The following is a 23,961-nucleotide window of genomic DNA, read 5'->3' on the forward strand; positions in this document are numbered from 1 at the left end:
GACCGGCCACGACTCGGGTCCCCGGAACCGCGGCCGAAAGCCCTGGACCAGTGCAGTTGCCCACCCCCCTCATCCCTTTGGAGGCAACCATCATGAGATCCGTTGGATCGGCCCGTGTCGGCCGAAGGCTGCTCGCGCGGGTCTTGGCAGTCACGACGACCCTGACCGTGCTCAACCTGGGACCGGCCGTCGACTCCTTGGCCACGCCCCTCACCGACGAGGCAGCCCAGCCCGCTGCCTCAACTCCGTTGACCGGCGCGCAGCTTGCGGCGTCATGGACTGGCCCGCTCAGTACCCGAGGACGCTACATCGTCGATGCCTCCGGCAACCGCTTCAAGCTCAAGGCAGGCAACTGGGCCGGAGTCCAAGGCACTTGGGAAGGCAGCGGAGACGTCAACGACCCGGCGAACCACCAGGCCCATCAGATGTCCCGCAACATACCTCTGGGACTCGACCGGACGCCGATGGCGAAGATCCTCGCCGACTTCCACAGCCTGGGCCTCAACAGCATCCGGTTGCCCTTCGCCAACGCGCTGATCCACGACACCACCCCGGTGCCGGACGCCGCCGTCGCCGCCAACCCGCAGCTGAAGGGCAAGACCCCCCTGCAGATCTTCGACGCGGTCGTAGAGGCGCTGACCGCCGACGGTTTCGCGGTCATCCTGAACAACCACACCACCAGCTACCGGTTCTGCTGCAGCCTCGACGGCAACGAGCGCTGGAACAGCGGCCAGTCCACCCAGCAGTGGGTGGACGACTGGCTGTTCCTGGTGAACCGCTACAAGGCGAACAAGCGAGTGGTCGGCGCGGACCTGCGCAACGAGGTCCGCCGTGACACCTGGGACAACCCCAACTGGGGCTGGGGCAACGACAAGGACCTGTATGCGGCCTTCGAGGAGGCCGGCAACAAGATCCTCCAGGCCGACCCCGACATGCTGATCATCATGGAGGGCATCAACTGGCAGGGCATCCCCTCGGCCCTCTTCAGCCACGGCAGGCCGATGCTCACCCCGGTCGGCAACCTCTCCCACACTCTCATCAACTCCGGGAAGCTCGTCTACTCCGCCCACTTCTACGGCTACACCGGACCGGCCAACACCGGCGCGGACAGCGGCTTGGGCTCGACCAGCGACCCGCGCTACCGCGACTTCACACCGGACCAACTCGCCCAAGTCGTCACCGACGAGGCCCTGTTCGTCACGCGGTCCGGACAGCACTTCACCGCTCCGGTATGGATCAGCGAGTTCGGCGTCGCGGGCCGTGGTTCGACCGACGCCAACGAGCAGGCCTGGTTCGACCATTTCACCGACATCCTGGTCAGGAACGACACCGACTTTGCCATCTGGCCACTGGTCGGCTGGACCGACGCCGAAGGCAAGCCCCAGGACAACTGGGCCCTGATTTCGTACGACACCACCGGCAAGCGGCTGAGCCTCGACGACCCCGGCGACTGGCGCGCGGCCGACTGGAAGAAGCTGATCGAGGCACCCGGCCGCACCGGTGCGGTTCCCCAGGTCAACCACTGGAACATGCTCGACCTCGACTTCGGCGACCAGAACGTCTCCACCCGCATGCTCGCCAAGCCGGACTGGAGCCCCGGCAACCGCAAGGGCAACTGCCCGGACTCCCAGCGGCTGGTCGGTCTCGGCCGCAGCGACAGCCGAGGCCTGTGCACCGACGCCGACCAGCCCGCGAAGGCCGGCGGCGACTGGGTGACCGTCACTGACGAGCGGTACGTCACCCACGGCGACTGGGCCTCCGGCTACAACAAACTCCAGTGCCCCGACAACACCTTCGCCGTCGGCTACAGCGTCAACGGCAACTCCATGTCGGCCCTGCTGTGCGCACCCTCCGGCAAACCGCTGCCCACCACCGGCCGCAACGTGTGGTTCGACCACGGCGACAACCGCCCCTCCTCGGGCGGCTCGAAGGACAGCGACTGGGCACCGGGCTACTACAAGGGCCAGTGCGCCGACGACGAATACCTCGCCGGTGTCGCCTACACCTGGAAGTGGCTGCACTACGGAGTCCCCGACGCCCTCCTGTGCCGTCCGCTGAACTGACGCACCACCGGATCGACCCGGTCATGGCTGTGCCCACCCCCACACCCTGACCGGCGACGTCCTCGGCACCGACAGGCGACCACAACTCGCGTGCCGAGGACGTCATCGCCGTACAGGTGCAAGTTCTGTTCAGGGGGCGGTATCGCTGTCAACAAGCCGGCGTAGGGCGGCGGAGGCGCCAGACCGCCTCGATGCCGCTGCCCGACGGAGCCGCGGGTGGTGCTGTCGGCTCACGCCGGACTTCGGTGAACCCCAACCGGCGCGGTACGGCGGCACTGGAGGGGTTGGCCCGGTCGTGCGCGAGAAAGTCTCGGGTGCTCTTCTCGCTGTGCTGGTCGACCCACGGCATCCACGGGCGAAGGGGGTCCACGGACTCCTCGATCAACCTGAACGCCGGAGCGAAATCGCTCTGTCCCCGCCAGCGCCGCAGGACGAAGTCTCCGCACTCGATACGGGTCACCGCAACGGGGTGCGGGGAACCGGCGCGATCACTGGGGCTGGTCACTGGGGCTGAAGGTTCGCCGGTAGGCGGCGGGTGAGACCCCGAACGTCGTTCTCATGTGCGCGCGCAGGGAGTTCGCGGAGCCGAAGCCCGCTCGGTGCGCGACCAGGTCGATCGGCAGATCGGTGGTCTCCAGCAGTTGCTTGGCCAGTTCCAGACGTTGTGCGGTGAGCCATTGCACCGGCGTCATGCCGACCTCGTCGCGGAAGCGCCGGGTGAAGGAGCGCAGGCTCATCCGGGCGTGTTCGGCGAGCTGGGCCAGGGACAGGGGCTCGCCGAGGTGCTCCAGGGCCCAGGCGCGGGTGGCGGTGGTGCTGGCGACGGTGGGTTCGGGCACCGGACGGTCGATGTACTGGGCCTGTCCGCCGTCTCGCCAGGGCGGTACGACGCACATGCGGGCGGCCCTGTTGGCGGCGGCCGCGCCGTGATCGCGGCGGATCATGTGCAGACACAGATCGACGCCCGCGGCCACGCCCGCGGAGGTCAGCACGTCGCCGTCGTCGACGAAGAGGACTTCCTCGTCGACCTTGACCTTGGGATAGGCCCGGCGGAACTCGGGGGCCAGGTTCCAGTGGGTGGTGGCGGGGCGGCCGTCGAGCAGTCCGGCGGCGGCGAGCACGTACGAGCCGCTGCATATCGACACCAGCCGGGTGCCTGGCCGAATGCCGGCGATGGCCGCCGTGACCTCGGGGGGCAGTGGGCCGCCGCGGCCGAGTTCGGGCATGGCGTGGGTGGGCGGGACGATCACGGTGTCCGCGGCGGCCAGCGCCTCGGGGCCCGCCGCGGGCTGCACCGTGAAGCCGGCGTCGCTGAGCACGGGGGCGCCGTCGGCGGTGCAGACGGTGACGTCGTAGAGCGGGTGACCCTCGGCGTCCTCCACGCTGCCGAAGACACGAGAGGGTATGCCGAGCTCGAAGGGTGGCACCCCGGGCAGGGCGAGCACCGCGATCCGGTGTCGCCGAGGCGCTCCGGCGGCCTGGTCCCTCTTGTCGGCCAGGGTTGCACACTGCGGGTCGCTCATGGCCAGATCCTGTCACACAGTGGCCAAACGGCCAACACCGCGGGAGGCCGGGCTGCCGGATCGTGGACTGCGTCGCGCCGGGGATCTCCCGGTGACGAGCCGATCGAAACGAAGGACGAGGCAGACAGCATGCGCGCGGTGGTCGTAGAGCAGTGGGGCGGACCCGAGAACCTGGTCGAGCGGGAGGTCGAGCGGCCGGAGCCGGGACTGAACGAGGTCCTGGTCCGTGTGCACGCGGCCGGAGTGAACCCGGTGGACTGGAAGACCCGCGCCAGTGGGGCCCTGATCGAATGGGGCGCCGTACCGGTGGTGGGCTGGGACGTGTCCGGCACGGTCGAGGCCGTCGGGCCCGGTGTGGGGATCTTCCGTCCCGGCGACGAGGTCTTCGGCATGCCGCTGTTCCCGCGCCAGGCGGGCGGGTACGCCGAGTACGTGGTGGCGCCGGCCCGGCACCTCGCCCCGAAGCCGGCGGGTCTGACGCATGTGGAGGCGGCGGCGCTGCCGCTCGCCGCGCTGACCGCCTGGCAGGCGCTGGTGGACGTGGCGGACGTACGCCCCGGAGAGCGGGTGCTGGTGCACGCGGCGGCCGGCGGGGTCGGCCACTTCGCGGTGCAGATCGCCAAGGCCCGTGGTGCGTACGTCATCGGCACGGCCAGCGCCGGCAAGCACGACCTGCTGCGGGAGCTGGGCGCGGACGAGGTGATCGACTACCGAGCGGTACGGTTCGAGGACGCCGTGTCCGACGTCGACGTGGTGCTGGACGGGCTGGGCGGCGAGACGGCCGAGCGCTCTCTGAAGGTGCTCCGGGCCGGCGGCCGGCTGATCACCTTGCCCGGCCCCGACGACGTGCCCGCCGCCCAGGACGGCGTGCGGGCGGTGTGGGCCCTGGTCGAGCCCGACCACCTCGGCCTGCGCGAGATCGCCGCCCTGGTGGAGCGGGGCGCCCTGAAGCCGGTGGTCGAGACGGTCCTGCCGCTGGCCCAGGCCGCGAAGGCGCACGAGATCGGCGAGCAGGGCCGCACCACCGGCAAGATCGTCCTGACCGTTGCCTGATCCGCGGCCGTAAGGCGGCCGGGTGGACGTGGGATACGCACCCGCGAGCGGATACGGGACAAGTCCTCGACCGGGTGCGTATCCGGGGCCGGGCTTCGACCAGGTGCGTACCCGGGCGGCGATCAGCCTGTGCCCTCACAGCACTGGGCACAGGCCGCTGTCGCCGTCAGCTGCCGGTCAGCAGTTGTCGCACGACGTGCCCGGCGGAGTCCACACCGGAGCTGCCGCCTTCGACCAGGGCCGCGACCGCGATGCGTGAGTCGTACGCGGTCAGCCAGCCGTTGGTGTGGTCCCCTTCCTCGGCCGTACCCGTTTTCGCGCCGACGCCCGGCAGCCCGCCGAGGCGCGGCGCAGCGGTGCCGCTGGTGGCCACGCTGCGCATCATCGACTGGAGGTAGCCCGCGGTCCGAGCGGTGATGGGGCGAGGGGCGGTCTGCTGGTGCTGGTCCGGCAGGATGATGGGCTGCTTGAAGCCGACGCCTCGTACGGTGGCCGCCACGGACGCCATGAACAGCGGTGTGGCGGTGACCCTGCCCTGCCCGATGAACTGGGCTGCCTGGTCTCCGGCTTGAACGTCCGTAGGGATGCTCGGATCGGTCGTGGCGACCCGGCCGCCGATCGACCAGCTGCCCATGCCGAAGACGTCGACGGCCTCGTTGTGCAGGGCGGAGGCGTCTCCGTCGTGCACGAGGTAGTGGAAGCCGTCCTTGATGAAGGCGGTGTTGCAGGACACCGTGAACGCCTGGGCGAGGGTGGAGCCGGGGTTGGCCTTCAGACCCGGGTCGTTGTGGAACAGCTGGCTGTTGGCGACCAAGGAGTCGGTGCAGGGCGCGGGGCTGTTCGCGGTGAGGCCCGCCTGGTCGAACAGCGCCGCGGAGGTGATGATCTTCATGGTGGAGCCCGGCGACTTGATGCCGTTGATGGCGATGTCTCCGTCCCCACCCGTGTGCGCCAGCGCGAGGATGTGGCCGTTCTTCCAGTCGAGTGCCACTGTTCCGGCGGGCTTCTCCTGGAGTTGAGGGTTCTTCACGGCGCTCTCGGCCACTGCCTGGAGGCGGGCGTCGATGGTCGTCCTGATGACCGGGGGCCGGCCCTTGGAGAAGTCCTTCAGCGCCTTGACCCCGTCACCGTCACCGTCGACCACCGCCACCCCGGTGCCCGTGGTGCCGCCCGTGGGTTTGGCGTTCTGGCCGATGGTCGTCGCGATGCCCCGCAGCGAGGCGAACGTGGACAGGTCCGTCTTGCCGTCGCTCGCCACGACCTTCGCCGAGCTCGCTCCGGCGGGGAGCTTGCCCGCGGTGAGCGACTGGTCGTCGCCGAGGCCCGGATAGAGCACCGACTTGTTCCAGTGCACCGCCGACACGCCGTTCGTGCTGCGCACCACCGCCACGGCGCTGGAGTACGTCCAAGTGCCGCCCGCCACCTCGGCCTTCACATCGAAAGTGACCTTGGTGGCGCCCGGAGTCACCGTCGACGGACCGGCCGAGAGAATGTGGTCGAACGTCAACTTGCTCAGGTGCAGGCCATCTTTGTAGTCCCGCAACGCCGGGGCCGCTGTGCCGGGCCTGTCGGTGTCGCCGGCCGCACCCTCCAACCGCTGCTCGGACCAGCTGTCCAGGAACGCTCGGGCTCGCTCGACCGCCTCGGTGTTCGACGGCGGTGTGCTCGACAGCGTGGACGGATCGAAACTGCCCGACGAACCGGACTGGCCGTCCTGCGATGCCCCGGCGGTCAACCCGTGGACGAGGTTGAAGATACCGATTCCCCCGACGACAAGCAGTGCCGTGCATGCCCCGACTAAGCCGAGCTTCACAGGTCTGTTCATGACAGGGATTCTTTCGACCCGGAGTTGATGTTGCCTGAGTACGCGTACTCAGGTGACACCGGTCAACACACCTTGCGGAGGCCCTGGTTCGCCCTTCGGGACGGCCTCCAGGGCCGGTCCTGGATCCCTGCGCGGGCACGCGGTCAGGTCGACGGCAGCGGCTCGATGGGGAGCACACGGTCCGGTGAGGCGTCCTCGCACACCTCGTAGTCGGGGTAGACGCGCAAGGCCTCACCGTCCACCCGCAGCACGGGACAGGTCCACGTCTGCGTGGCCTCGGGCACGAGTACCCGCGTCGTGGCCCGCTCCACGTCGTGGACCACCAGGGACAGGATGTTCCAGCACAGGTTTCCCATCGCCAGGCCTTGTTCCGGGTGGTCTTTGGGACCCTCGGTCTGCACCACGTAGAACCGACTGCTCGCCCAGTACCCGGAATGCTCCAGCGCGAGCCCCTCCGCAACGCGGACACCGTCGATCCAGAGCATGCAGCGGTCCGACGGGTCCTGGATGTGCACCGCACGGTGCCGGTCGTCGGGCGTGAACTTGACGTTGATGCCGTACGTGGTCCAGCAGTCCTTGAAGCCACCGCAGGCGCCGGGAATCGGACCCGTGCGGTTCGGGACGGTGACTGCCTGGCCGTCGGGTGGGTCCTGGCTGCACGTCTTGGGATCACGACAAGGTCGGTCGATACGACGTGTGCACCCGATCCCCAAGGCCGCCACGTCCCGAGGCGAGGCACGGGAGATGAGCTCGGCAAGCCGGGCACGGTAGCCTTCCGGGCCGGCGTGGGCGAGGAAGGTGCCGCCTTCGTCCCGCCACCACGCCAGCAGGTCGGTGCCCACCGGAGAACGGCGCAACCAGTCCTGCCACTGATCACCCCAGGGGTCGGTCTCCGGCGTAGTACCGGATTCCTGCCCCCTGCCCTTCTCCCTGCGCCATCGCCACATCACAGTCCCACCCCGGTTCCCCCCCCAAGCGGCTGAACAGCGCGACAGCGGGCGGCCGGCCGGTGCCCCAAGGATGGTATGCAGGTTCCTCGAACGCACCGGGAGATTTTCCAGCGGGTGCGCCGCACCAGCCTGTGGAACGCCGGTCGGCGAGGCCTGGTGAGTCCAGCGCTGCCCGCAGTCGCGTGAGCCCCCGAGTCATCGGCACGAAGCGGGATCGGTCGACGCGCGGGAGAGACTCCGCGGTCAACTCGCCGCGCCAGAAGGGTCGCTTGCCGTGCCGGACGTCACGCTGCCGCCGGTCCACCTCGACAAGGTGGTGGAGGCACTCGCAACGAACCCCGCGCTACCGCCCGAGCTCGTCCGCCGCCTCTTCGCCCACCGCGGCGGCTTCGGCGGCGTTGCCGAGCGCTCGGACCTGACCGACGACATGATTGCCGAAATCATCGCACTCGACGACCACTGGCTCACGCATTCCCTGGCGCTCAACCGCAGCCTCCCGCATGCCTTCCTGATGACGCTCGCCGAGCATCCGGCTCCGGCGATACGCGCGGCCGTGGTGGTTGGCGCGGACGACGCGCCAAGAGAGCTGTTCGAGCGGCTGCTCGACGACGACCCGCGGGTGCGTGAGCACCTGGCGGAACGCGATCATGTGCCGACGGAGCTGCGCGCCCGACTGGCTGCCGATCCCGACCCGAAGATCCGGGCGACTCTTGCCCAATGGTGGACACAGGCCCCGGAATCGGTGCGACGGATCCTGCTGACCGCGTGAGTTCCTCCGCGGTGGCCTGGTCCACGCCGCCGAGGACCGGGCTGAGGAGTGCGGAGAGGGAGAACTCCCCGTCGTCGCCATGGGTGAGCGCGATCTCGGCGGTGATCGTGGTGCCGGTGAGCCGGATCTTGCGGATGGCGGCGGCGCGACGCAGGGCGCCGAGGAAGCAGGCGGCCCAGCCGGCGGCCAACAACTGCTCGGGGTTGGTCGCGTCGCCCGCGCCGCCGAATTCCTTGGGGGTGGCGAGCTGGGTCTCCAGGAGGCCGTCGGAAGAGTGGACGTGGCCGCCGTTACGGCCCTCTCCGTCGACGTCGACTCGGGCGGTGTAGGTGACTGCCATGGCTCGTGCTCCCCATCTGGGTCGAAGGTTTCGATTGGCCTCGGATCCGGGACGTGTTCACCCTCGACCCGGCCCTCGACTCCTTCACCCCCGCCGGCGACGGTTCCGCCTACCGCGACCACTTCACGGGCCGCTACGAGCACCGCACCCTCGCGCACATCGGGCACAACCTGCCCTAGGAGGCGCCGACCGCCTTCGCGTAGGCCGTCGTCGACGCCGACCGCCTCTGACCGGTGAGTCCACAAGATCGAAGGGCGGCATCAGTCGCGAGCACGACACGGTAGAGCTCGGCGCCTACGCCAAGTACAAGGGCCGTCACCGTTCGACGGACGTCGGCCCGTCCGGCGACGCACGTGTGCACACTCTCGCACTCGTCACCGCCTTGACTGGTGACGCATGCGGGTGCATCCTCGGGGATGTCAAGTGCGACATCAGGACGGACGCGATCCGCTCGGCATGAGAACACCGACGAAGTGGAGTACGGGTCATGAACAAGGAACTCGCGGCGGACGCCGCCGCGGCAGCGGCACGGCACGCGCGCTTTGGCAAGCTCCCCGAGCGCATCCGCTTCGAGGATATGACCCAAGAGGTGGAGAGCGGGGCGGGCGGGACCGCCACCACGTACAACCCCGAGGGCTCGTGGCAGTACTTCTCGTGCCTCGCCCTCGATCTCGGGCTGTAACCGGCAATCACCCTGCGTGACTCCACCCGTCCCGGTCGGCCCTGACCAGGGTGTACATCACGGGCAGCTCGACGAAGGCCGGCCCGCCGCGGCGCGCCGGCCTTCGTCGAGCCGGACGCTGCCTCGGCCGGGGTGCGTCCTGTTGTGGCGTTCACTCACTGTCGTCGGCGATGCTGTGCAAGCTACCCACGCCGAGGACCACCTGTAGACGTGTCTGCCCGGCGGCGACACATGTGCCCACTGACCGGGGCACACGTGTTGCCGCCGACTCAGCTCCCGGCCGCGGTGGGCGTCGTCTTCTTGCGGGCGCGGTAGGCCGCTGCCTTGATCTTGTTGCCGCAGGACTCCATGCCGCACCACTGCCGCCGCAGGCCCCGGGAGCGGTCGATGTAGACACGCGTGCATTCGGGGTTGCCGCACTCCTTGAGCAGCGGGACGTCCGGGCCGCTGAGCAGTTCGACGGCCTGCCGGGCGACGGTGGCCAGGGCCTGCTGCGGGGTTGCGTCGGTGTGCCGGCCCCCCAGGGTGAGCTGTGGCGTTACCGGGACCTGGCGCGCGGCGGCGTTCAAGACCGCCAGGGTCTGCCGGTCGAAGTCCTCGCCGAGGCGGCGGTCGGTGACGAGCCGGTAGATGGCCTCGCGCAGCGCGATCGCGGCCCGGACGTCGTCCGGCTCGCCGGGTGTGATCGTGTCCACGAGCCCGGACTCCAGGTACCAGGCGTTGAGCCGGTCCGGCGTCACGAACATCTCGAACCGAATCGAGCGTCGGGCGCGCAGCGTGGCCGCGAAGTCGAGCGCCGGGTGCCCGCACACGAAGACATGGTCAAGATTCACGTCACCATCTTGACAGGTGACTGTGGTATGGCGCAAGGCTCGGGCAGGGCGCAAGCCTCACTCCACCCGCAGCCCGCGCGCGGGTTGCGGCACAGGGAACCGGCCCACGCGATCGCCGGTCGGCCCGTCGGGCACGGGGCCTCGGATGCGGGCCGTTGCACACGCCGGCGGCTCACACCTCGGGCGCTCCCGTCTCCTCGATGCTCCCATCGGCCAGCCACAGCCAGCGGTTCACCCTGATCTCGGCGAGGAACCGCTCGTCGCGGCTGGCCGCCATGAATGCGCCCCGATAGGAGTTGCGCGTGCCCTCCGGTCGCCCCGCGCTGAACAGGTCCAGGTTGTTGGTCGGCTCGTCCAGCAGCAACTGCGGCGCCGGCTCGGCGCACAGGACGCAGGCCAGGGTGGCACGCGGCCGTTCACCGCCGGAGAGCGCCCCGCCCGGCAGATGCGCCCGCGCACCGCGGAACAGGAACCGCGCGAGCAAGTTCATCCGCTCCGCCTCACCCCGCTCGGGCGCGAAACGCGATCTACCTCGCCGACCGCGTAACAGCCTCCTTCTCGCGCCCACTTGCGTCCCACTGCTCCCCGGTCGACCGTCGCGGCCGGATGCGTGTGTTGACAGCCCGAGACTCCCATGCCAGCATCGTCACCGGTTAAACCGGTGATGATGACTCGGGGCGGCGGGCCGGCAGAGTTCACACGTGTGTCGCGAAGGAGCGCAGTCACCATGCCAGGAGGAACACAGAAGCGGGCGTCCGAGGGAGCCCCGGTGGGACGGCGGGCGCTGCTCGGCGTCCTCGGCGCGGGCGCCGCCGGACTCGCCGCGGCGCCCTACCTCCAGCACGGCTGGGAGAGATTCCTCGGCGCCGCCTCCCAGGCCGACCCCACGGGCCTGACCGGCCTGCTGCCCAACCCGGGAGGCTTCCGCTACTACAGCGTCGTCGGCTCGGTGCCGCGCAAGGACGCCAAGACCTACCGGCTACAGGTCGACGGCCTGGTGCGCACACCGCGGACGTACACCCTCGACGCACTGCGCGCCCTGCCGCAGACCCGGATCGTCCACGACGTGCTGTGCACCGACGGCTGGCGGGTGAAGCAGACCCCCTTCACCGGGGTGCGCCTCGCGGACCTCCTCGACGCCGCCGGCGTGCGCCCGAGCGGCGCGGCGGTCCGCTTCACCTGCTTCGACGGCGCGTACAGCGAGAGCCTCACCCTGGAACAGGCGCGCCGCTCCGACGTCCTGCTGGCCCTGACCATGCAGGACAAGCCCCTCACCCACGAACACGGCGGCCCGGTCCGGCTCTACGTGGCGCCCATGTACTTCTACAAGTCGGCCAAGTGGCTGTCCGGCATCTCGGTCACCGACAAGGTCGTCCCTGGCTATTGGGAGGAGCGCGGCTATGCCGTCGACGGCTGGCTCGACGACGCCGACCGGCACGACAGGGCGGCCTGAACTCCGCGACCGCGTAAGCCGCTTCAGCATCGCCGAGCGCACGGTCCACCAGACCACCGCCCTCCTGATGCTGCTGTGCGTGACCACCGCGGCCTGCCTCTACTTCGCCCCGCTCACCCAACTCATCGGACGACGGCACCTGTTGGCCACGATCCACGTATGGTCGGGCATCACCCTGCCGCTGCCCTCCCTGCTGGGCCTGTTCTCCGCCGCGTTCCGCGCGGACCTGCGCAGGCTCAACCGCTTCGCTCCGTACGACCGACAGTGGCTCAGCGACGCCCTCCGGCGCCGGACCGCACCCGAGGCCCGCCCGGCCGGCAAGTTCAACGCGGGCCAGAAGCTCTACGCGGGCTCCCTCGCCGGCGCCGTCCTGGTCATGCTCTTCACCGGCCTGCTGATGTGGTGCGTGGGTCTGCTGCCCTTCATCTCCCGCACCAGCGCGATCTTCGTCCACGACCTCGTGGCCTGGGCGATCGCCATCGCCCTCATCGCACACCTGCGCAAGGCCCTGGCCGACCCGGAAGCGCTGCTCGCCATGCGCAGCGGACACGTCAGCCGGACCTGGGCCGAACGTCACCACAAGCACTGGCTGCCGTAAACACCCCCTGCCTGACCGCCCTGCATCCACTCCTTGATTGCCTCTTGCATTGCCTCTTGATCGGGGAAACACCATGAGATGACGACTTCTTGCTGCCCTCGCGACCGGCGTACCGCTGATCACGGCGGCGGTCTACCTGCCGACCGCGTCCGCACTGCCGCCACAAGGCCCCGCCTCCGTATCCACCCCTGTCACCTGCTCCCCGCAGTCCGTCAAGGCCCCGTCCGGCACCACGGTGGAGAAGGTGACGGCCGTCCGGCACGAGGCCGGCACCGTGGACGTACCCGAGGTCTGGCCGCTGCCCGCGGACCACGTCGACGACGTACCGGCGTTCTGCGACATGACAGTCACGCTCGCTCACCCGGGAGCCGGCGATCACGCCAAGGTGCGGGTACGGCTGCCCCTGCAGGGCTGGAACGGCCGCCTGCAGACGATCGGCGGCAGCGCCTACGCCGCCGGTGACTACGGCAAGGGCCTGGCCAACGCGGTCAAGAACGGCTACGCCGCCGCGACCACCGACGCCGGCGTCAGCACCTGCATCGACACCAGCTGGGCGCCGCACAGCGACGGCCAGGTCAATGCGGCGTTGCTGAAGAACTTCGCCGGCCGCTCCGAGCACGAGGCGGCGTTGATCGCCAAGGAGGTCATCGGCAGCTTCTACGGCAGGCCCGCCTCCTACGCGTACTTCAACGGCTGTTCCACCGGCGGACGCCAGGGCTACGCGGAGGCCCAGCGCCACCCCGACGACTACGACGGCATCCTGGCCAACGCGCCCGCCGTCAACTGGGACGAGTTCGAGGTCGCCACCCTCTGGCCGCAGGTCGTCATGAACCAGGAGAAGACCTACCCGACCCCGTCCGAGCTGGATGCCTTCACGAACGCCGCCATCAAGTCCTGCGACCCGCTCGACGGAGCCGAGGACGGCCTGGTCGACGCCCCCGAACGGTGCGGTTTCGACCCGCGCATCGCGCTCCCATCCGGACAAGGCGATGGCCCGCCACCTGCGGTGGCGGGCCATCGTGCGGAGTGCCGGATGACGGTCAGGCGTCGCGCAGCGGGCCGCGCACCGAGAGCTTGTCGCACAGCTGCGAGCCGTTCATGGCGCGCCACTGCCACTCCATCGCGTCACGGGTGTTGGGGCCGTAGACACCATCGGCGGTGAGGTGCAGGGAGCTCTGGACCTGCTTCAGCGCCGACTCCGTCTTCGCGCCGAAGACACCGTCGAAGCCGCCCGTGTCCTTGCCGTAGCAGTAGTCCAGGGTGACCTGGAGCGTGTAGACGGCATTGTTGGAGGCGCCGCGGCGCAGCGTGCAGAAGTTCGTGCCACGCAGTCCGACGGTCGGGACGTCGGTGTAGTACCCGTGCGTGTCGTAGTACTTGGTCGTGGTGCTGCACCCCGAAGCGGCCTGAGCCGACGGACCGCTGATGACGAGACCGGCGGTGATGGCGGTCAGGGCGCCGAGGCATGCGAGAGCGCGTTTCATGGTGGGTGTTCCCCCCGTGGTATTGGTCGTTACGCCGCAGGTCAGGCGGCGGCTGACAACATATCAGCAATGGGGACCTCAAGATCATCTGTCTGCGGGCGGGGTCTCCCGGACGGGCGTCGTAGGCTCCAGGACATGCACAGCACCCTGACGGAGCATGCCCGGTGTCTCTACGGAGACGAGTACGGGCCCACGCCGGATTGCGACCAGGAACACCGGGAGCACTACTTCGTCGAGGAACTGACCTTCGCGGACGCGGAGGACATCCTTGCCATGCTGCGTGAGCTCAGTCCGCATGGGGTGGACGGCCGGCTGCCGGTCTGGGTCAGGAATCTCGCCTATCGGCTGGTGTTGTTGCAGCGGCCGGACGAGCCGGCGCTGATGCGGGAGGCTGCCGAGAGTCTGTGGCTGCACGGACCGGACTGGGACGACATCGCGGCGGATCTGGTGAGGCAGGCCGATTTCCTGGAAGCCGGCGACAAGGGCTCGTAGGCGTCGGGACGGATGCTCTGGGGCGGGAGTTCACGATGGCTTTTTTACTCTGCGTAACCGCCGTAGGTACATGATGTGAGAGTGGGCTTGCTCGGTGTCTCCTCGGCCGTCGACAGTCCTTGCTTGAAGGCAGAAATGCCGACGTTCGAAGGCAGAAATGCCGGCGGATCCCAGCAATGCCGCGATCAGCTGCACCGGGAACCGTCCGGCCGGTGACCTGACGAACACGGAGCGGGGGAGCCGCATCTGCGTAGGCTTCGGGCGGACGGCGATAAAATTGCCCAAATCGGTGGCCTGGCTTCCGGACCTAGGCTGCTGCTCGGCCTGTGTGACCTTGGGGAGCGGCACGGTGGCGAGGTCTCCTGAGGATCGCGGAGTCCCGCGCAGAGGTCGTGCGCGGGGCAGGTTGCTGCTCGTCGTGCCCGCTCTGCTGCTGCTCGTCGGCCTGCTGGTCGGCCTCTTCACACCCCGCGATGTCAGGCCGGATGCCTTCCTTGCCACGGCCATGGTTTCCGCCGCCGCACTGCTGCCCCTGTGGGGGACCGTGTTCACCGGAGTGGGCGCGTGCGGCATCTTTCTCGGCCTGATGGTGGACTTCGATGCGCTGCGGGACGCGACCGCCTACTCCGAGCTGGCCACCCTCGTGGCGATCGCGGCATTCTCCGTCTCCTTCAACCGCCTGCTGAGCCGACGCGCCCATCAGCTGCTTCAGGTCCGCTCAGTGGCCGAGACCGCCCAGCTGGCGGTGCTGCATCCGATACCGCGACACCTCGGGCACGTCACGCTGGAGAGCCTCTACCTGGCTGCCGCGGCGGAAGCCCGGATCGGGGGCGACCTGTACGAGGCGATACGCACCCCGCACGGCGTACGGCTGCTCATCGGCGACGTACGGGGGAAGGGCCTGCTCGCGATTCAGGCGGCTGCCACGCTGCTCAGCGCCTTCCGAGAGGCCGCTCACGACGCGCCCGACCTGCCCCGCCTCGCGAGCCGCCTGGAGACGAGCATGAGCCGCTACTCCGCCCAGTACCCGGAGGTTCCGGGCTCGGAGCCCACGGAACGCTTCATCACCGCTCTCCTCGCCGAGATCCCGGACGACGAACCGGTCGTCCGGACCGTCACCTGCGGCCACCCGCCCCCGCTGCTGCTGCACCGCGGCGAGGTCCGTGAGCTGCATCCCGCCGCTCCCTCGCCGCCGCTCAACCTGGGCAACCTGGTGAGCGACGGTTACCACGTCGACCTCGCCCCCTTCCACCCCGGAGACCAGCTCCTGCTGTACACCGACGGAGTCACTGAGACCCGTGACCGCTGCGGCGCCTTCTATCCCCTCACCGATCGCATCCGCTCATGGAGCGTCGAGGCGCCCCACCAGCTCCTCGACCATCTCCACAGCGACCTGATCGCCTACAGCGGCGGCGCGCTCGACGACGACATCGCCGCCCTTGTCGCCAGGCGGCGCCCGCGCCTGTGATCATGCGGCGCGACCTGTTCACGGACGGTGTGGTCGTCCAGCTCCAGCGGCCCGGAACGCTGGCGTGCGCATGCGCGGGCTGGCTCCACAGCCGCGCATGGGCAGCCCTCGGCCCACAGCTGCTGCGCCACGCAGTCAGTCGACAAACGACCGTCGAACCACCCAGCACTCTGGAACGTTCGGCTGTGGTGACAGCCGCAGGAGCACGGCGGCCGGACGGAAGACGACGACCTGCTGTGGAGGGCTTGGAGGGCGACGCCATGACTGCCTGCTCATCGAGCCTCGTGCGGTGCAGGACGCCCCGAAGCCGATCGCGCTGCATCCTGGCGACGCGGACGACATCGGTGGCTGCTGGACGGTGCTCTCGACGTCCCCGGACCCCATGGAGCCCGGCACCGAGCAGTTCCCGGCGGCCCACGACAGCGCTGGCCCCTGGACCGTGTCCGGAACGCTCGCCGTCACCAGCGACGAGGACGGCACCCTGCGGGCACGCCGGCTCGACAGTGACGCCGATCCGGTCGTCGCCCGCCCGGAGGCCGGACCCGTAACAGCCCTGGCCCGCATCGAACTTCCGGACGAGGGGCCGCTGATCGCGGGCGGGTACCCCAACGGGACGCTGTACCTGTGGATGCCGGACACCGGCGACGGCCCGCTTCGGGCGGCGCGACAGAGCCCTCAGTTGACTCGCATTGACCGGCACCGCCAACGGGACGTTTCTCGGCGCGAGTTGGCGCGACGGCATGGTGGCGCTGTGGGACATCGCGTCGGGCGAACGCGCCGACTTCGGCCCCGGCATCACCACGGTGCATCCGGACGCCGACCTGCGTCTGACGGTAGGCGGGCCGAGCGGACACGCCGTCGTCCAGCTCGACGTCGACGCGCTCTGGCCGGCCCGCGAGCTCATGCTCCGTGTGGTCTCCTTCGAGAACGCCGCCTGCGCGACGGACAGCGACCCGAACGACGTCCCACGACACCTCGCGAGGCTGCTGTCGTGGGACGCCGACGACGCACGGCGCGCATACGTCGAACTCGACACGCTCCTGGCCCCCAGAAGGGAGTTGAGCTCGGCCGCCGTACTGGCCGTCATGTATCTGACCCAGATCGGCGCGGCAATCGGAGTGGGAGCACACCACTGCCACGTCAGGCGCCCGGTGCTCGGCCTGGCACTGCGCATCATCAGGGCGCTGGACACGGCGGAGGGCCACTGGCTCGCGGTCGCCCGCGAGATACTCGCGGGAATCGTGCCCCTACTCCCCGACATGCTGAATGAGGAAGATCCCGTCACACGCACGGCAGGCGCACTGCTCATCGTGGCGCTGCCGGAACGCGACGAGGAATCGAACCCGCTACTCCGGGCGCTCGCCACCGGCGATCCCGATCCGGAGGCCTCGGCCGCGGCCGCACTGGCACTGGGCGATGCCACCGCCGTGGACGCGCTGATATCGGTCGGCTGGGAGCGGACGGATGTGGACGCCGTCCTGCCGGGACGGTGACGCGGTCACCTGCCCACTGCCACCGCGGTTCTCGTCCTGGACGGTGAATGCCGGCAAGGCGTCCGGCCTGTGCCCGGGTCGGCAGACCCGGTCGGCGCCCTCAAGCCGAGTAGCCGATCAGTGCAATGTCCTCGGCCACGCCGGAAAGCTCGATGTCTGGGTTGAGCACGGCGACGATCTCCGCGGTCAGCGGGTGCCCGGCCAGGATGTGACGGACGGCCTCAACGTGGACGGGAACCTCGTAGTACTCGGACGCCCACTTCGCGTAGGCCTCCGGCGAGCGGTCGACGAGGAGCTCGAAAAGGACGTCAGCACCGTCCGGGGCGCCGTCCCCCTCCTCGGGGAAGACAATGGCGCCGGTCTGCCAGAGGGTGTCGGGTGTCCGGCGCCAAGGGCAGCGGGTGATGGCGGCGACAGCGTGCTCGTCGCAGAAGGCGGGCTCTTGGACGTACGGGCGGAAGACCTCCGGCACGTCGTCGACCGCGCCCGGCCATACCGCGGGTACGTCCATGCGTGCCCAGGGACTCATGAGCGACTCGTGGTCGAAGCCGCGGACGTAGGCCCCGGCGGCTGAGAAGACGATCGCGCACTCACCGCCGATGCCGTCCCGCATCGACGCCATCTGCTCGCCCTCACCCCAGTGGACGTCGTAGGAGTAGAACCGCGCATCCCACTCCGGGCTGAGTACGGCGTCCAGCAGCGCGAGCCCTTGGCAATGGTTGCGCAGCGCCTCGATACCCGGGAGCGCCCTGGTCACGTCATGCACGGTCACGTGGCCATTCCATCGCACCCCAATGGCAGCCGGGCGAGCGCTCCGCATGGTGTGAAGGGCGAGAAGGTACCTCCCGGCGGGCTGCGGATCAGCCCTTGCTCCGCACGGATGGAGCCCTGGCGTTTTTCCGTTGCACAGTGACACTTTTGCCGCTGGGAGGCGCGTCGGAGGCCGCATAGCGTCGAGGACGTCCGCAGCCCGATACCGGGCCGGTTTCGACGTAGACCCGTTCTCCGTAATCCCCGAGGAAGTGTCATGCACGTTCAGATCGTTCTGTTCGACGGCTTCGACCCGCTCGACGTCATCGCCCCCTACGAGGTGCTGTATGCGGGCGGCATGGCCTCCGACGGTGCGGTGAGCGTGGAACTGGTCTCGGCCGAAGGCCCCCGTGAGGTGGTCAGTGGTACGGGAGGGCTGGTGCTGCGTGCCACGGCGGCCCTGGACGCCGAACGGCCGGGCTACGTCCTGGTGCCCGGCGCCTCGGGCCGCATCGGCGAACCGGGTGAGGTTCCCGAGGAGGATGAGGGGTCCGGCAAGGCGGAGCAGGACGAGCTCATCCCCGTGCTGCTCGGCCGCACCCTCACCACCGAGCTGCCCGCGCTGCTGAAGACGGCGATGGCGCATCCGGACGTCACGGTCGCCACGGTATGTGGCGGCTCGCTGGTCCTGGCCATGGCCGGACTGCTGGAGGGCCGCCGTGCCACCTCCCACCACCTGGGCCTGGATCTGCTGGACGCCACCGGCGTCCACGTGGTGAACGCCCGCGTCGTGGACGACGGCGACCTCGTCACCGGCAGCAGCGTCACGTCCGGACTCGACCTCGGCCTGTACCTCCTGGAACGCGAGGTGGGTCCCCGCGTCGCACACGCCGTCGAGGAACTGTTCGCCCACGAGCGGCGCGGTGTCGTCTGGCGCGCCCAGGGGCCGGCACCCGTCTCTTTCTGATTCTGACTCCGATTCGATCTGGATCGTCTCCTTCTGACCCCGACCCGCACCGCTTTGTCGTGCACCACACCGTGAGGAAGCAACGCACCATGCAGTCCGCTGAAGGCACCTGGGATCTGACCATGTCCACCCCGATCGGCCGGATGAGGGCCGTGATCGAACTCCGCTCCCGGGACGGCGTCCTGACCGGGACCGCCCAGGGGACGGGCGAGGAGGTTCCGCTGACCGAGGTCGTCCTCGACGGCGACCGGCTGACCTGGAAGCAGGCCATCACCAAGCCCTTGCGGCTGAACCTGGCCTTCGACGTGAGGCTCGACGGCGACACCCTCACCGGCACGTCCAAGGCCGGACGCCTGCCCTCCTCCAAGATCACCGGCGAGCGGCGTCGCGTCCACCCCGAATCCGTCAACGAGGTGTGAGCGTTGGGTACTTGCGGTCGCTGCGCATCGCGGCGCATGTCGAACTCGGCACCCTGGTCCTCATGTTGGTCAACCTCGCTACGGCCCACCTCCGACCCGTCTCCGCCGTGATGGGCCCTAGCCACGGGTGCGCCTACCTGTTCGTCGTCGGCGCGGCCTGGCGGCTCAGGCAGGCCCCGGCCACCGCGAAAGCCATGGCGCTCGTTCCGGTGTGGGCGGTCTGCTGGCCCTGCGCCACCTCGACCGTTCCGGCACGTGCCGTCCGTAGACCGAGGAGTCCACCTCGTCATGACCTCGTGCGATGCCTACTCCGGAGGGCTATGTGTCACGTCGTTGGGCTTCAGCAGGCGGTCGGCCTCCGTATCGTCCGAGGGGAAGCCGATGTGCTCGGGCCGAACGACGGCCCGGCTGAAGGAGTCGCACAAGACGTCGAAGAACTCTTCATCCGAGCGATCGGGAGCGGTCTTGCCCAGTGCCGTCAGGCCTGCTTCCACGATGGTGTTGATGTACCGCCTGCGTGCGTTCCTCTGGTGTCGAGCCTCGCTGGAGGCACTCTCCTCGCTCACCTCCACCACGCGAAACCTGCCGGGGCCGCTGCCAGGCCCGCTACTCGGCCACTCGTCGGATTCGCGGACCTTCACCAGGGCCTCCTACGTGATGTGTATGGGGCGTAGTGCAAGTGGACAGCACTGGACAGTCACCGCCCCTGTACGGCCTGGAAAGTGGACACCAGCCGCGAAGAGCCTGTGCTCCATGAGCCTTGCACGCTCACTCGGCAACACCGACGCCAAGGAGAAGCTTCATGGAGCGACTGCTGTTTCCCGGTGACCCCCAGTTCTGGTACGAGACCCTGCGCTCGTTCGGCCATATCGCCTACGGCGGCTCCGACTTCGGCGAGGTGGTCGCCGCCATCCGCGGCATCGTCGCGGGCGACTACGGCAGTTGGCACGACGAGTGGCTGAGCACCGCCGACCGGGTGGCCGGCGAGGCCGCACGGGCCCTGGACGCGGGCCATGCGGTAAGCGCCCGGGACGGTTTCCTGCGGGCCTCGAACTACTACCGGTCGGCCGAGTTCTTCCTGCACGGCCAGCCCTGCGACCCACGGCACGAGCATGCCTACGCGCGCTCCGTGGACTGCTTCCTGGCGGCGGCTGCCCTCTTCAGTCCCCGGATAGAGCCGGTCCGGATCCCGTACGAGGACACCACGCTGCCCGGCTATCTCTACCGGGCCGACACCTCGGGGGAGCCACGCCCGACCGTGGTCATGCACAACGGCTTCGACGGCACCGCGGAGGAGATGCACTACTCCGGAGCGATGGCCGGCGTCGAGCGCGGCTACACCGTGCTCGCCTTCGACGGTCCCGGTCAGCCAGGACCGCTGCACCGTGAAGGTCTGGTCTTCCGTCCCGACTGGGAGAACGTGGTGGGTCCGGTGCTGGACTTCGCCATGGAGCTGCCCGAGGTCGACAGCAGTCGGGTCGCCCTGCTCGGCAACAGCATGGGCGGCCTCCTCGCCCCCAGGGCCGCGGCCTTCGACCACCGTCTTGCGGCGGTGGTCGCCCTCGACGGCGTCTACGACCTGGGCCCCGCCGTCACCGACCTCCTGCCCGGCGAGCGCGGCGAGTTGGAGCGTCGACTGCGTGCCGACTTTGACCCGGAGCTCGATGTCCTGCTTGACCGGTTGATGACCGAGAACCCCGTGCTGCGCTGGGCGATCAACCACGGCATGTACGTCATGGGCGCGGCCACACCACGGGAGTTCGGCGCCGCCTACCTCGACTACCACCTCCGGGACGGCATCGCGTCGCAGATCAGGTGCCCGGCTCTCATCTGCGACGCCGCCGAGGACCTGTTCTTCGGCGGACAGGCCAAGCAGCTCTATGACGACCTGACCTGCCCCAAGACCTTCCTGGAGTTCACGGCGGAGGAGGGCGCCGACGCCCACTGCCAGGTCGGCGCTCAGCGGCTGGCCATGGCCCGGATCTACGATTGGCTGGAGGACACACTCGGTACCGGGCGGGACGCTGTGCGCGTACTGCCCGACTGAGACGGGCAAGCGAAGGGCGGCACCTCGCGCTGGGGGTCGCCCTCTCGGAGTCCGCCCCTCGGATTGAACACGTTCAATTCTCTTGGCGAGATGACTCACGAGGCGGCTGTCGGCGTGATGAGCCGTGCTGACCGGCATGCCGCGAGGGGGGATGGCGCCTCCGTTCATCGGGCTCCCCTCCATCCTGATCACCTTGCTCTACGGGCTGTGCAGCCCTCGGACAGGCCTGGCCTTCCGGCTGGTGTGCGTCATACGAGCCCCGCTGGTGGGCCCGTCCCGGCTGCGTAGGCGACTGGCCACGTCCGCCGCTCTGAGAGGTCGTTCTCCCGGGTCGGCCATCGCGAGGTGGATCACGGATGTCACGGCTGCGTGAGGATGTCGCTCACCCGGTGGGCGTAGAGCACGCGGCCGCAAGGCGTGGGGTCGGTCAGGGCGCACGAAGGGTCGGAGTTGTCGGCACGGTGCTCGCTCTGTGACCAGAGCAACGGCGCCGCGCCCGTGGCCTGCCCGTGCTCGTAGTACATGTCCTCGGCGCCGACCGCGGTGCGGATTTCACCGCCGGTGATGGACAGGACCCCGTCGCCGTCCACCGCTGCCCGCCACAGGCTGGCGTCGCTGTAACGGTGGCTCTGGTTGAGGTACCAGTGGTCGGCATAGCGGGCGGCGCCCTGGATCTGCCTCATGGGCAGCGGGTATGTGCCGACCGCCGACACTTGACCGTCGGCCGTGCTCAAGAGGGATCCGTCCGTGTCGTCGATGGGCAGGGCACCGATGCGGCCGTTGCCGGGATGACCGGAGTCGGTGGTGCAGTACTCGCCCAGGATGAGCTGCGGAGGAGTGCTGCTGCGGTCGACCGAGAGGTACGACGCCTTGGGTGCCCCGCTCGGCGCGCAGGTGCCGGCGGAGCTGTTGTACTGGGCGCTGACGAATTCGTAGGAGCCCACCTGCGGCAGGACGTAGCGATAGCCGTACGCGTACCAGACGTTGCTCTGCCGCCCCACCTTGCCGTTGTCCTGGACGTTGCTGGTCAAGCCGTCGGGAGTGCCGTCGTTCGTGGCCGGGTTCCGGTCCGGGTCGAGGTCGAGGATGTCGCGCAGGTCGAACACGCGCAGACCGTGGAGTGCATCGGTGACGTAGAGGCGGTACTTGTACCAGGCGATGCCACCGGCGTGGATGTCGATCGCCCGGTACGAGATGTGTCCGTACGAGTTGTAGTACGGGTACGCGAGCAGCGCGTGGCGGTACTTGCCCGTGGCCGGGTCGACGAAGGACAGCCGCACCCCCTTGTCGGCACACGCGGGTGTCCCCGCTGGCGTGCAGGCGGTGGAGTCGTCGTACCAGGACGTGATGAGCGGCCGCTTCGTGCCCCAGTACTCGTCGGCCTGGGCATCCGAGACACCGGTGATTCCCTGAGGGATCCACTCCTTGCTCCGGGCGTCGTTGTTGCTCCAGCAGTACTTCGTGGCGGGGGCCAGCGGGGCGACGCCGCCGTCCCCGACGCCGAACGGATCGGTCGTACAGGCTGTTCCGGTGCTGACGGACTGATCGGCCTGGGCGAGCAGGTTCTGGACGCCCTGAGTGGGCAGCGAGGCGGTCAGATCAGCGACGCGATCGCTCAGATCGGTCGCCGCGAGGTCGAATCCACTGTCGCTCGTCGGCGATGCCGACGCCTGACCCGGCTGCCACAACAGTGCGCCGACGGCTAGAGCCAGGGTCAGGAAACTACCGGCCACCGCCAAGAGGCGGCTGCCGACCGGGACAGGGCGGCGTCGATCGGCTGGAGTCTTCATCGTCACATCAACCTCTGGGTCGAGGGCGGGGGAGCAGCGGACGGGCGGGCCCGCGCAGGCGCAGTTGCCCCACCCTGCGATCGGTGGAGCATGCGACGACGACGGTGCGCCGGGCAAAGCTGCTCGGTCAACCTCCCGAAGACACCGAAGTCGGGCTCGCTGGGCCACGACAAAGGTGCACAGATGCCTCTCAATTGCCCGCGTCGGCAGCAGGTACGCCGGCATGGTCATTGCCGACGTAACACCGTCTCCAACTGGCCTTCCGTGTCGACTCACCCCGGTCGCGACAGCGCACACCGGACTCGTAAGCCGTGGTGGCCACCGCAGGACGAGGGGCTCGCAGCATTGCACTGAGCAACAAAGCCTTTGCGTTCACCGTCAATGCGGCGGACAGCCGCCGGTGACAGGCTCGCCGCGGCTCCACTGTTGAGGGTGCTGCCGCACACGGCCGGCGGCCGTCGTGTACAGGCTGAGGGGGAGGGCCTTGTGAAGGTGCGCAGACGGACGGTGAGGACCGCGCCGACAAGGCCGGGTCACCCGGCGGCGGCCGGCCGCACAGGCTCACCCTCATACGGAGCCCGTACGGTGGCGGGGCTCTTACGGCCCCGCCACCGTACTCGCGGACTGTCGTGGTGGCTCGCGCTGTTGCTTCCGCCACTGGTCCTCGCCGGACTGCTGCAGTGCACCGGCCCAGCGTCCGCACTGACCAGCGCCACCAGCGCCACGAGCGCCGACGCGAAGCTCTCCGCGGGTCCCGGGACACCGCACGCGGAGAAGTCCGTACCCGCTCGTCCCCTGCCCGCCAAGGCCAGGCATCGCGACCGGGAGGCCTTCTCCACCGCGCCACCGGCAGCACCCAGCTGGCCGGCGGCGCGTTCCGCCACACTCGGTGTCGCCAAAGGCCACACCACAAAGCTTCCGGGAACCGGGCTCTCCCTGAGGGCCACGACGCCCACGACGGC

21 protein-coding genes and 3 pseudogenes are annotated in these 23,961 nt (G+C 69.4%); 14 read left to right on the plus strand and 10 right to left on the minus strand.

The annotated features are described in order from the left end of the window. The first annotated feature begins 92 nt into the window (after positions 1-92). Positions 93-2,063 carry a glycoside hydrolase family 5 protein gene (locus ACWGKT_RS17960; RefSeq protein ID WP_453274402.1) on the plus strand — a complete coding sequence of 657 codons (1,971 nt, stop codon included), beginning with the start codon at positions 93-95 and terminating at the stop codon, positions 2,061-2,063. A 488-nt stretch (positions 2,064-2,551) separates the two neighbouring features. On the opposite strand, the gene ACWGKT_RS17965 is transcribed toward ACWGKT_RS17960, so the two are convergent. Next, complete coding sequence (locus ACWGKT_RS17965) at positions 2,552-3,586, minus strand: GlxA family transcriptional regulator (RefSeq protein ID WP_453274403.1); 1,035 nt, start codon at positions 3,584-3,586, stop codon at positions 2,552-2,554. A gap of 129 nt (positions 3,587-3,715) precedes the next feature. On the opposite strand from ACWGKT_RS17965, the gene ACWGKT_RS17970 reads away from it, so the two are divergent. Continuing rightward, positions 3,716-4,639, plus strand: a complete 924-nt coding sequence (locus ACWGKT_RS17970) for an NADP-dependent oxidoreductase (protein WP_356151235.1) — start codon at positions 3,716-3,718, stop codon at positions 4,637-4,639. A gap of 166 nt (positions 4,640-4,805) precedes the next feature. Here ACWGKT_RS17970 and ACWGKT_RS17975 read toward each other — a convergent pair whose 3' ends face one another. Beyond that, positions 4,806-6,464 (minus strand): penicillin-binding transpeptidase domain-containing protein, encoded by a 1,659-nt coding sequence (locus ACWGKT_RS17975; protein WP_453274404.1) that lies wholly within the window; start codon positions 6,462-6,464, stop codon positions 4,806-4,808. A gap of 143 nt (positions 6,465-6,607) precedes the next feature. Next, positions 6,608-7,306 carry a hypothetical protein gene (locus ACWGKT_RS17980; RefSeq protein ID WP_453274405.1) on the minus strand — a complete coding sequence of 233 codons (699 nt, stop codon included), beginning with the start codon at positions 7,304-7,306 and terminating at the stop codon, positions 6,608-6,610. A 382-nt stretch (positions 7,307-7,688) separates the two neighbouring features. Here ACWGKT_RS17980 and ACWGKT_RS17985 point away from each other — a divergent pair, with 382 nt between their 5' ends. Continuing rightward, positions 7,689-8,183 (plus strand): hypothetical protein, encoded by a 495-nt coding sequence (locus ACWGKT_RS17985; protein WP_453274493.1) that lies wholly within the window; start codon positions 7,689-7,691, stop codon positions 8,181-8,183. A 31-nt stretch (positions 8,184-8,214) separates the two neighbouring features. Here ACWGKT_RS17985 and ACWGKT_RS17990 read toward each other — a convergent pair. Further along, positions 8,215-8,523 (minus strand): annotated as a pseudogene (locus tag ACWGKT_RS17990) (Ohr family peroxiredoxin); the annotation flags it as partial. A gap of 53 nt (positions 8,524-8,576) precedes the next feature. Here ACWGKT_RS17990 and ACWGKT_RS17995 point away from each other — a divergent pair. Together ACWGKT_RS17995 and ACWGKT_RS18000 are read left to right on the plus strand one after the other, a co-directional pair. Beyond that, on the plus strand, positions 8,577-8,702 hold the full coding sequence (locus tag ACWGKT_RS17995; protein ID WP_453274406.1) for a hypothetical protein: 126 nt from the start codon (positions 8,577-8,579) through the stop codon (positions 8,700-8,702). A gap of 308 nt (positions 8,703-9,010) precedes the next feature. After that, positions 9,011-9,205 carry a hypothetical protein gene (locus ACWGKT_RS18000; protein WP_453274407.1) on the plus strand — a complete coding sequence of 65 codons (195 nt, stop codon included), beginning with the start codon at positions 9,011-9,013 and terminating at the stop codon, positions 9,203-9,205. A 269-nt stretch (positions 9,206-9,474) separates the two neighbouring features. Here ACWGKT_RS18000 and ACWGKT_RS18005 read toward each other — a convergent pair whose 3' ends face one another. Then, positions 9,475-10,038, minus strand: a complete 564-nt coding sequence (locus ACWGKT_RS18005; RefSeq protein ID WP_453274408.1) for a CGNR zinc finger domain-containing protein — start codon at positions 10,036-10,038, stop codon at positions 9,475-9,477. 172 nt (positions 10,039-10,210) lie between these two features. Next, positions 10,211-10,558 (minus strand): annotated as a pseudogene (locus tag ACWGKT_RS18010) (ABC transporter ATP-binding protein); the annotation flags it as partial. Between the two features lie 207 nt (positions 10,559-10,765). Here ACWGKT_RS18010 and ACWGKT_RS18015 point away from each other — a divergent pair. The 3 genes and pseudogenes from ACWGKT_RS18015 to ACWGKT_RS18025 form a co-directional block, all read left to right on the plus strand. Further along, on the plus strand, positions 10,766-11,491 hold the full coding sequence (locus ACWGKT_RS18015; protein WP_453274409.1) for a molybdopterin-dependent oxidoreductase: 726 nt from the start codon (positions 10,766-10,768) through the stop codon (positions 11,489-11,491). After that, complete coding sequence (locus ACWGKT_RS18020; protein WP_453274410.1) at positions 11,439-12,089, plus strand: cytochrome b/b6 domain-containing protein; 651 nt, start codon at positions 11,439-11,441, stop codon at positions 12,087-12,089. The genes ACWGKT_RS18015 and ACWGKT_RS18020 overlap by 53 nt, the downstream gene beginning before the upstream one ends. A 115-nt stretch (positions 12,090-12,204) precedes the next feature. Beyond that, positions 12,205-13,053, plus strand: a pseudogene (locus ACWGKT_RS18025) (tannase/feruloyl esterase family alpha/beta hydrolase); the annotation flags it as partial. Positions 13,054-13,129: 76 nt separating this feature from the next. Here ACWGKT_RS18025 and ACWGKT_RS18030 read toward each other — a convergent pair. Further along, entirely contained in the window at positions 13,130-13,573 is a 444-nt protein-coding gene (locus ACWGKT_RS18030) for a peptidoglycan-binding domain-containing protein (RefSeq protein WP_453274411.1), read from the minus strand. 135 nt (positions 13,574-13,708) lie between these two features. Here ACWGKT_RS18030 and ACWGKT_RS18035 point away from each other — a divergent pair, with 135 nt between their 5' ends. From ACWGKT_RS18035 to ACWGKT_RS18045, 3 genes are all read left to right on the plus strand, one after another. After that, a complete protein-coding gene (locus tag ACWGKT_RS18035) occupies positions 13,709-14,065 on the plus strand; it encodes a hypothetical protein (protein WP_453274412.1) in 357 nt (118 codons plus the stop codon). A gap of 418 nt (positions 14,066-14,483) precedes the next feature. Then, positions 14,484-15,533, plus strand: a complete 1,050-nt coding sequence (locus ACWGKT_RS18040; RefSeq protein WP_453274413.1) for a PP2C family protein-serine/threonine phosphatase — start codon at positions 14,484-14,486, stop codon at positions 15,531-15,533. A gap of 689 nt (positions 15,534-16,222) precedes the next feature. Beyond that, complete coding sequence (locus tag ACWGKT_RS18045) at positions 16,223-17,026, plus strand: hypothetical protein (RefSeq protein ID WP_453274414.1); 804 nt, start codon at positions 16,223-16,225, stop codon at positions 17,024-17,026. Positions 17,027-17,126: 100 nt separating this feature from the next. Here the strand turns inward: ACWGKT_RS18045 and ACWGKT_RS18050 are convergent, their stop codons facing one another. Next, positions 17,127-17,798, minus strand: coding sequence for a hypothetical protein (locus ACWGKT_RS18050; protein ID WP_453274415.1), 672 nt, complete (start codon positions 17,796-17,798; stop codon positions 17,127-17,129). Between the two features lie 255 nt (positions 17,799-18,053). Here ACWGKT_RS18050 and ACWGKT_RS18055 point away from each other — a divergent pair, with 255 nt between their 5' ends. Both ACWGKT_RS18055 and ACWGKT_RS18060 read left to right on the plus strand, forming a co-directional pair. After that, entirely contained in the window at positions 18,054-18,743 is a 690-nt protein-coding gene (locus ACWGKT_RS18055) for a DJ-1/PfpI family protein (RefSeq protein WP_453274416.1), read from the plus strand. 89 nt (positions 18,744-18,832) lie between these two features. Further along, positions 18,833-19,162, plus strand: coding sequence for a hypothetical protein (locus tag ACWGKT_RS18060; protein ID WP_453274417.1), 330 nt, complete (start codon positions 18,833-18,835; stop codon positions 19,160-19,162). A 305-nt stretch (positions 19,163-19,467) separates the two neighbouring features. Here the strand turns inward: ACWGKT_RS18060 and ACWGKT_RS18065 are convergent, their stop codons facing one another. Next, positions 19,468-19,803, minus strand: a complete 336-nt coding sequence (locus ACWGKT_RS18065; protein ID WP_453274418.1) for a hypothetical protein — start codon at positions 19,801-19,803, stop codon at positions 19,468-19,470. 161 nt (positions 19,804-19,964) lie between these two features. Between ACWGKT_RS18065 and ACWGKT_RS18070 the strand changes: the two genes are divergently transcribed. Continuing rightward, positions 19,965-21,209 carry an alpha/beta hydrolase family protein gene (locus ACWGKT_RS18070; protein WP_453274419.1) on the plus strand — a complete coding sequence of 415 codons (1,245 nt, stop codon included), beginning with the start codon at positions 19,965-19,967 and terminating at the stop codon, positions 21,207-21,209. 359 nt (positions 21,210-21,568) lie between these two features. Here the strand turns inward: ACWGKT_RS18070 and ACWGKT_RS18075 are convergent, their stop codons facing one another. Next, positions 21,569-22,942, minus strand: a complete 1,374-nt coding sequence (locus ACWGKT_RS18075) for a hypothetical protein (protein ID WP_453274420.1) — start codon at positions 22,940-22,942, stop codon at positions 21,569-21,571. Positions 22,943-23,961: the final 1,019 nt, after the last annotated feature.

The organism is Streptomyces sp. NPDC054794 (assembly GCF_053611585.1).

What these genes read in the sequence shown, in the direction of transcription:
- ACWGKT_RS17960 (WP_453274402.1), top strand. Translation starts at nt 93, where the DNA reads ATGAGATCCGTTGGATCGGCCCGTGTCGGCCGAAGGCTGCTCGCGCGG.
- ACWGKT_RS17965 (WP_453274403.1), bottom strand. Translation starts at nt 3,586, where the DNA reads ATGAGCGACCCGCAGTGTGCAACCCTGGCCGACAAGAGGGACCAGGCC.
- ACWGKT_RS17970 (WP_356151235.1), top strand. Translation starts at nt 3,716, where the DNA reads ATGCGCGCGGTGGTCGTAGAGCAGTGGGGCGGACCCGAGAACCTGGTC.
- ACWGKT_RS17975 (WP_453274404.1), bottom strand. Translation starts at nt 6,464, where the DNA reads ATGAACAGACCTGTGAAGCTCGGCTTAGTCGGGGCATGCACGGCACTG.
- ACWGKT_RS18000 (WP_453274407.1), top strand. Translation starts at nt 9,011, where the DNA reads ATGAACAAGGAACTCGCGGCGGACGCCGCCGCGGCAGCGGCACGGCAC.
- ACWGKT_RS18015 (WP_453274409.1), top strand. Translation starts at nt 10,766, where the DNA reads ATGCCAGGAGGAACACAGAAGCGGGCGTCCGAGGGAGCCCCGGTGGGA.
- ACWGKT_RS18020 (WP_453274410.1), top strand. Translation starts at nt 11,439, where the DNA reads ATGCCGTCGACGGCTGGCTCGACGACGCCGACCGGCACGACAGGGCGG.
- ACWGKT_RS18030 (WP_453274411.1), bottom strand. Translation starts at nt 13,573, where the DNA reads ATGAAACGCGCTCTCGCATGCCTCGGCGCCCTGACCGCCATCACCGCC.
- ACWGKT_RS18035 (WP_453274412.1), top strand. Translation starts at nt 13,709, where the DNA reads ATGCACAGCACCCTGACGGAGCATGCCCGGTGTCTCTACGGAGACGAG.
- ACWGKT_RS18055 (WP_453274416.1), top strand. Translation starts at nt 18,054, where the DNA reads ATGCACGTTCAGATCGTTCTGTTCGACGGCTTCGACCCGCTCGACGTC.
- ACWGKT_RS18060 (WP_453274417.1), top strand. Translation starts at nt 18,833, where the DNA reads ATGCAGTCCGCTGAAGGCACCTGGGATCTGACCATGTCCACCCCGATC.
- ACWGKT_RS18070 (WP_453274419.1), top strand. Translation starts at nt 19,965, where the DNA reads ATGGAGCGACTGCTGTTTCCCGGTGACCCCCAGTTCTGGTACGAGACC.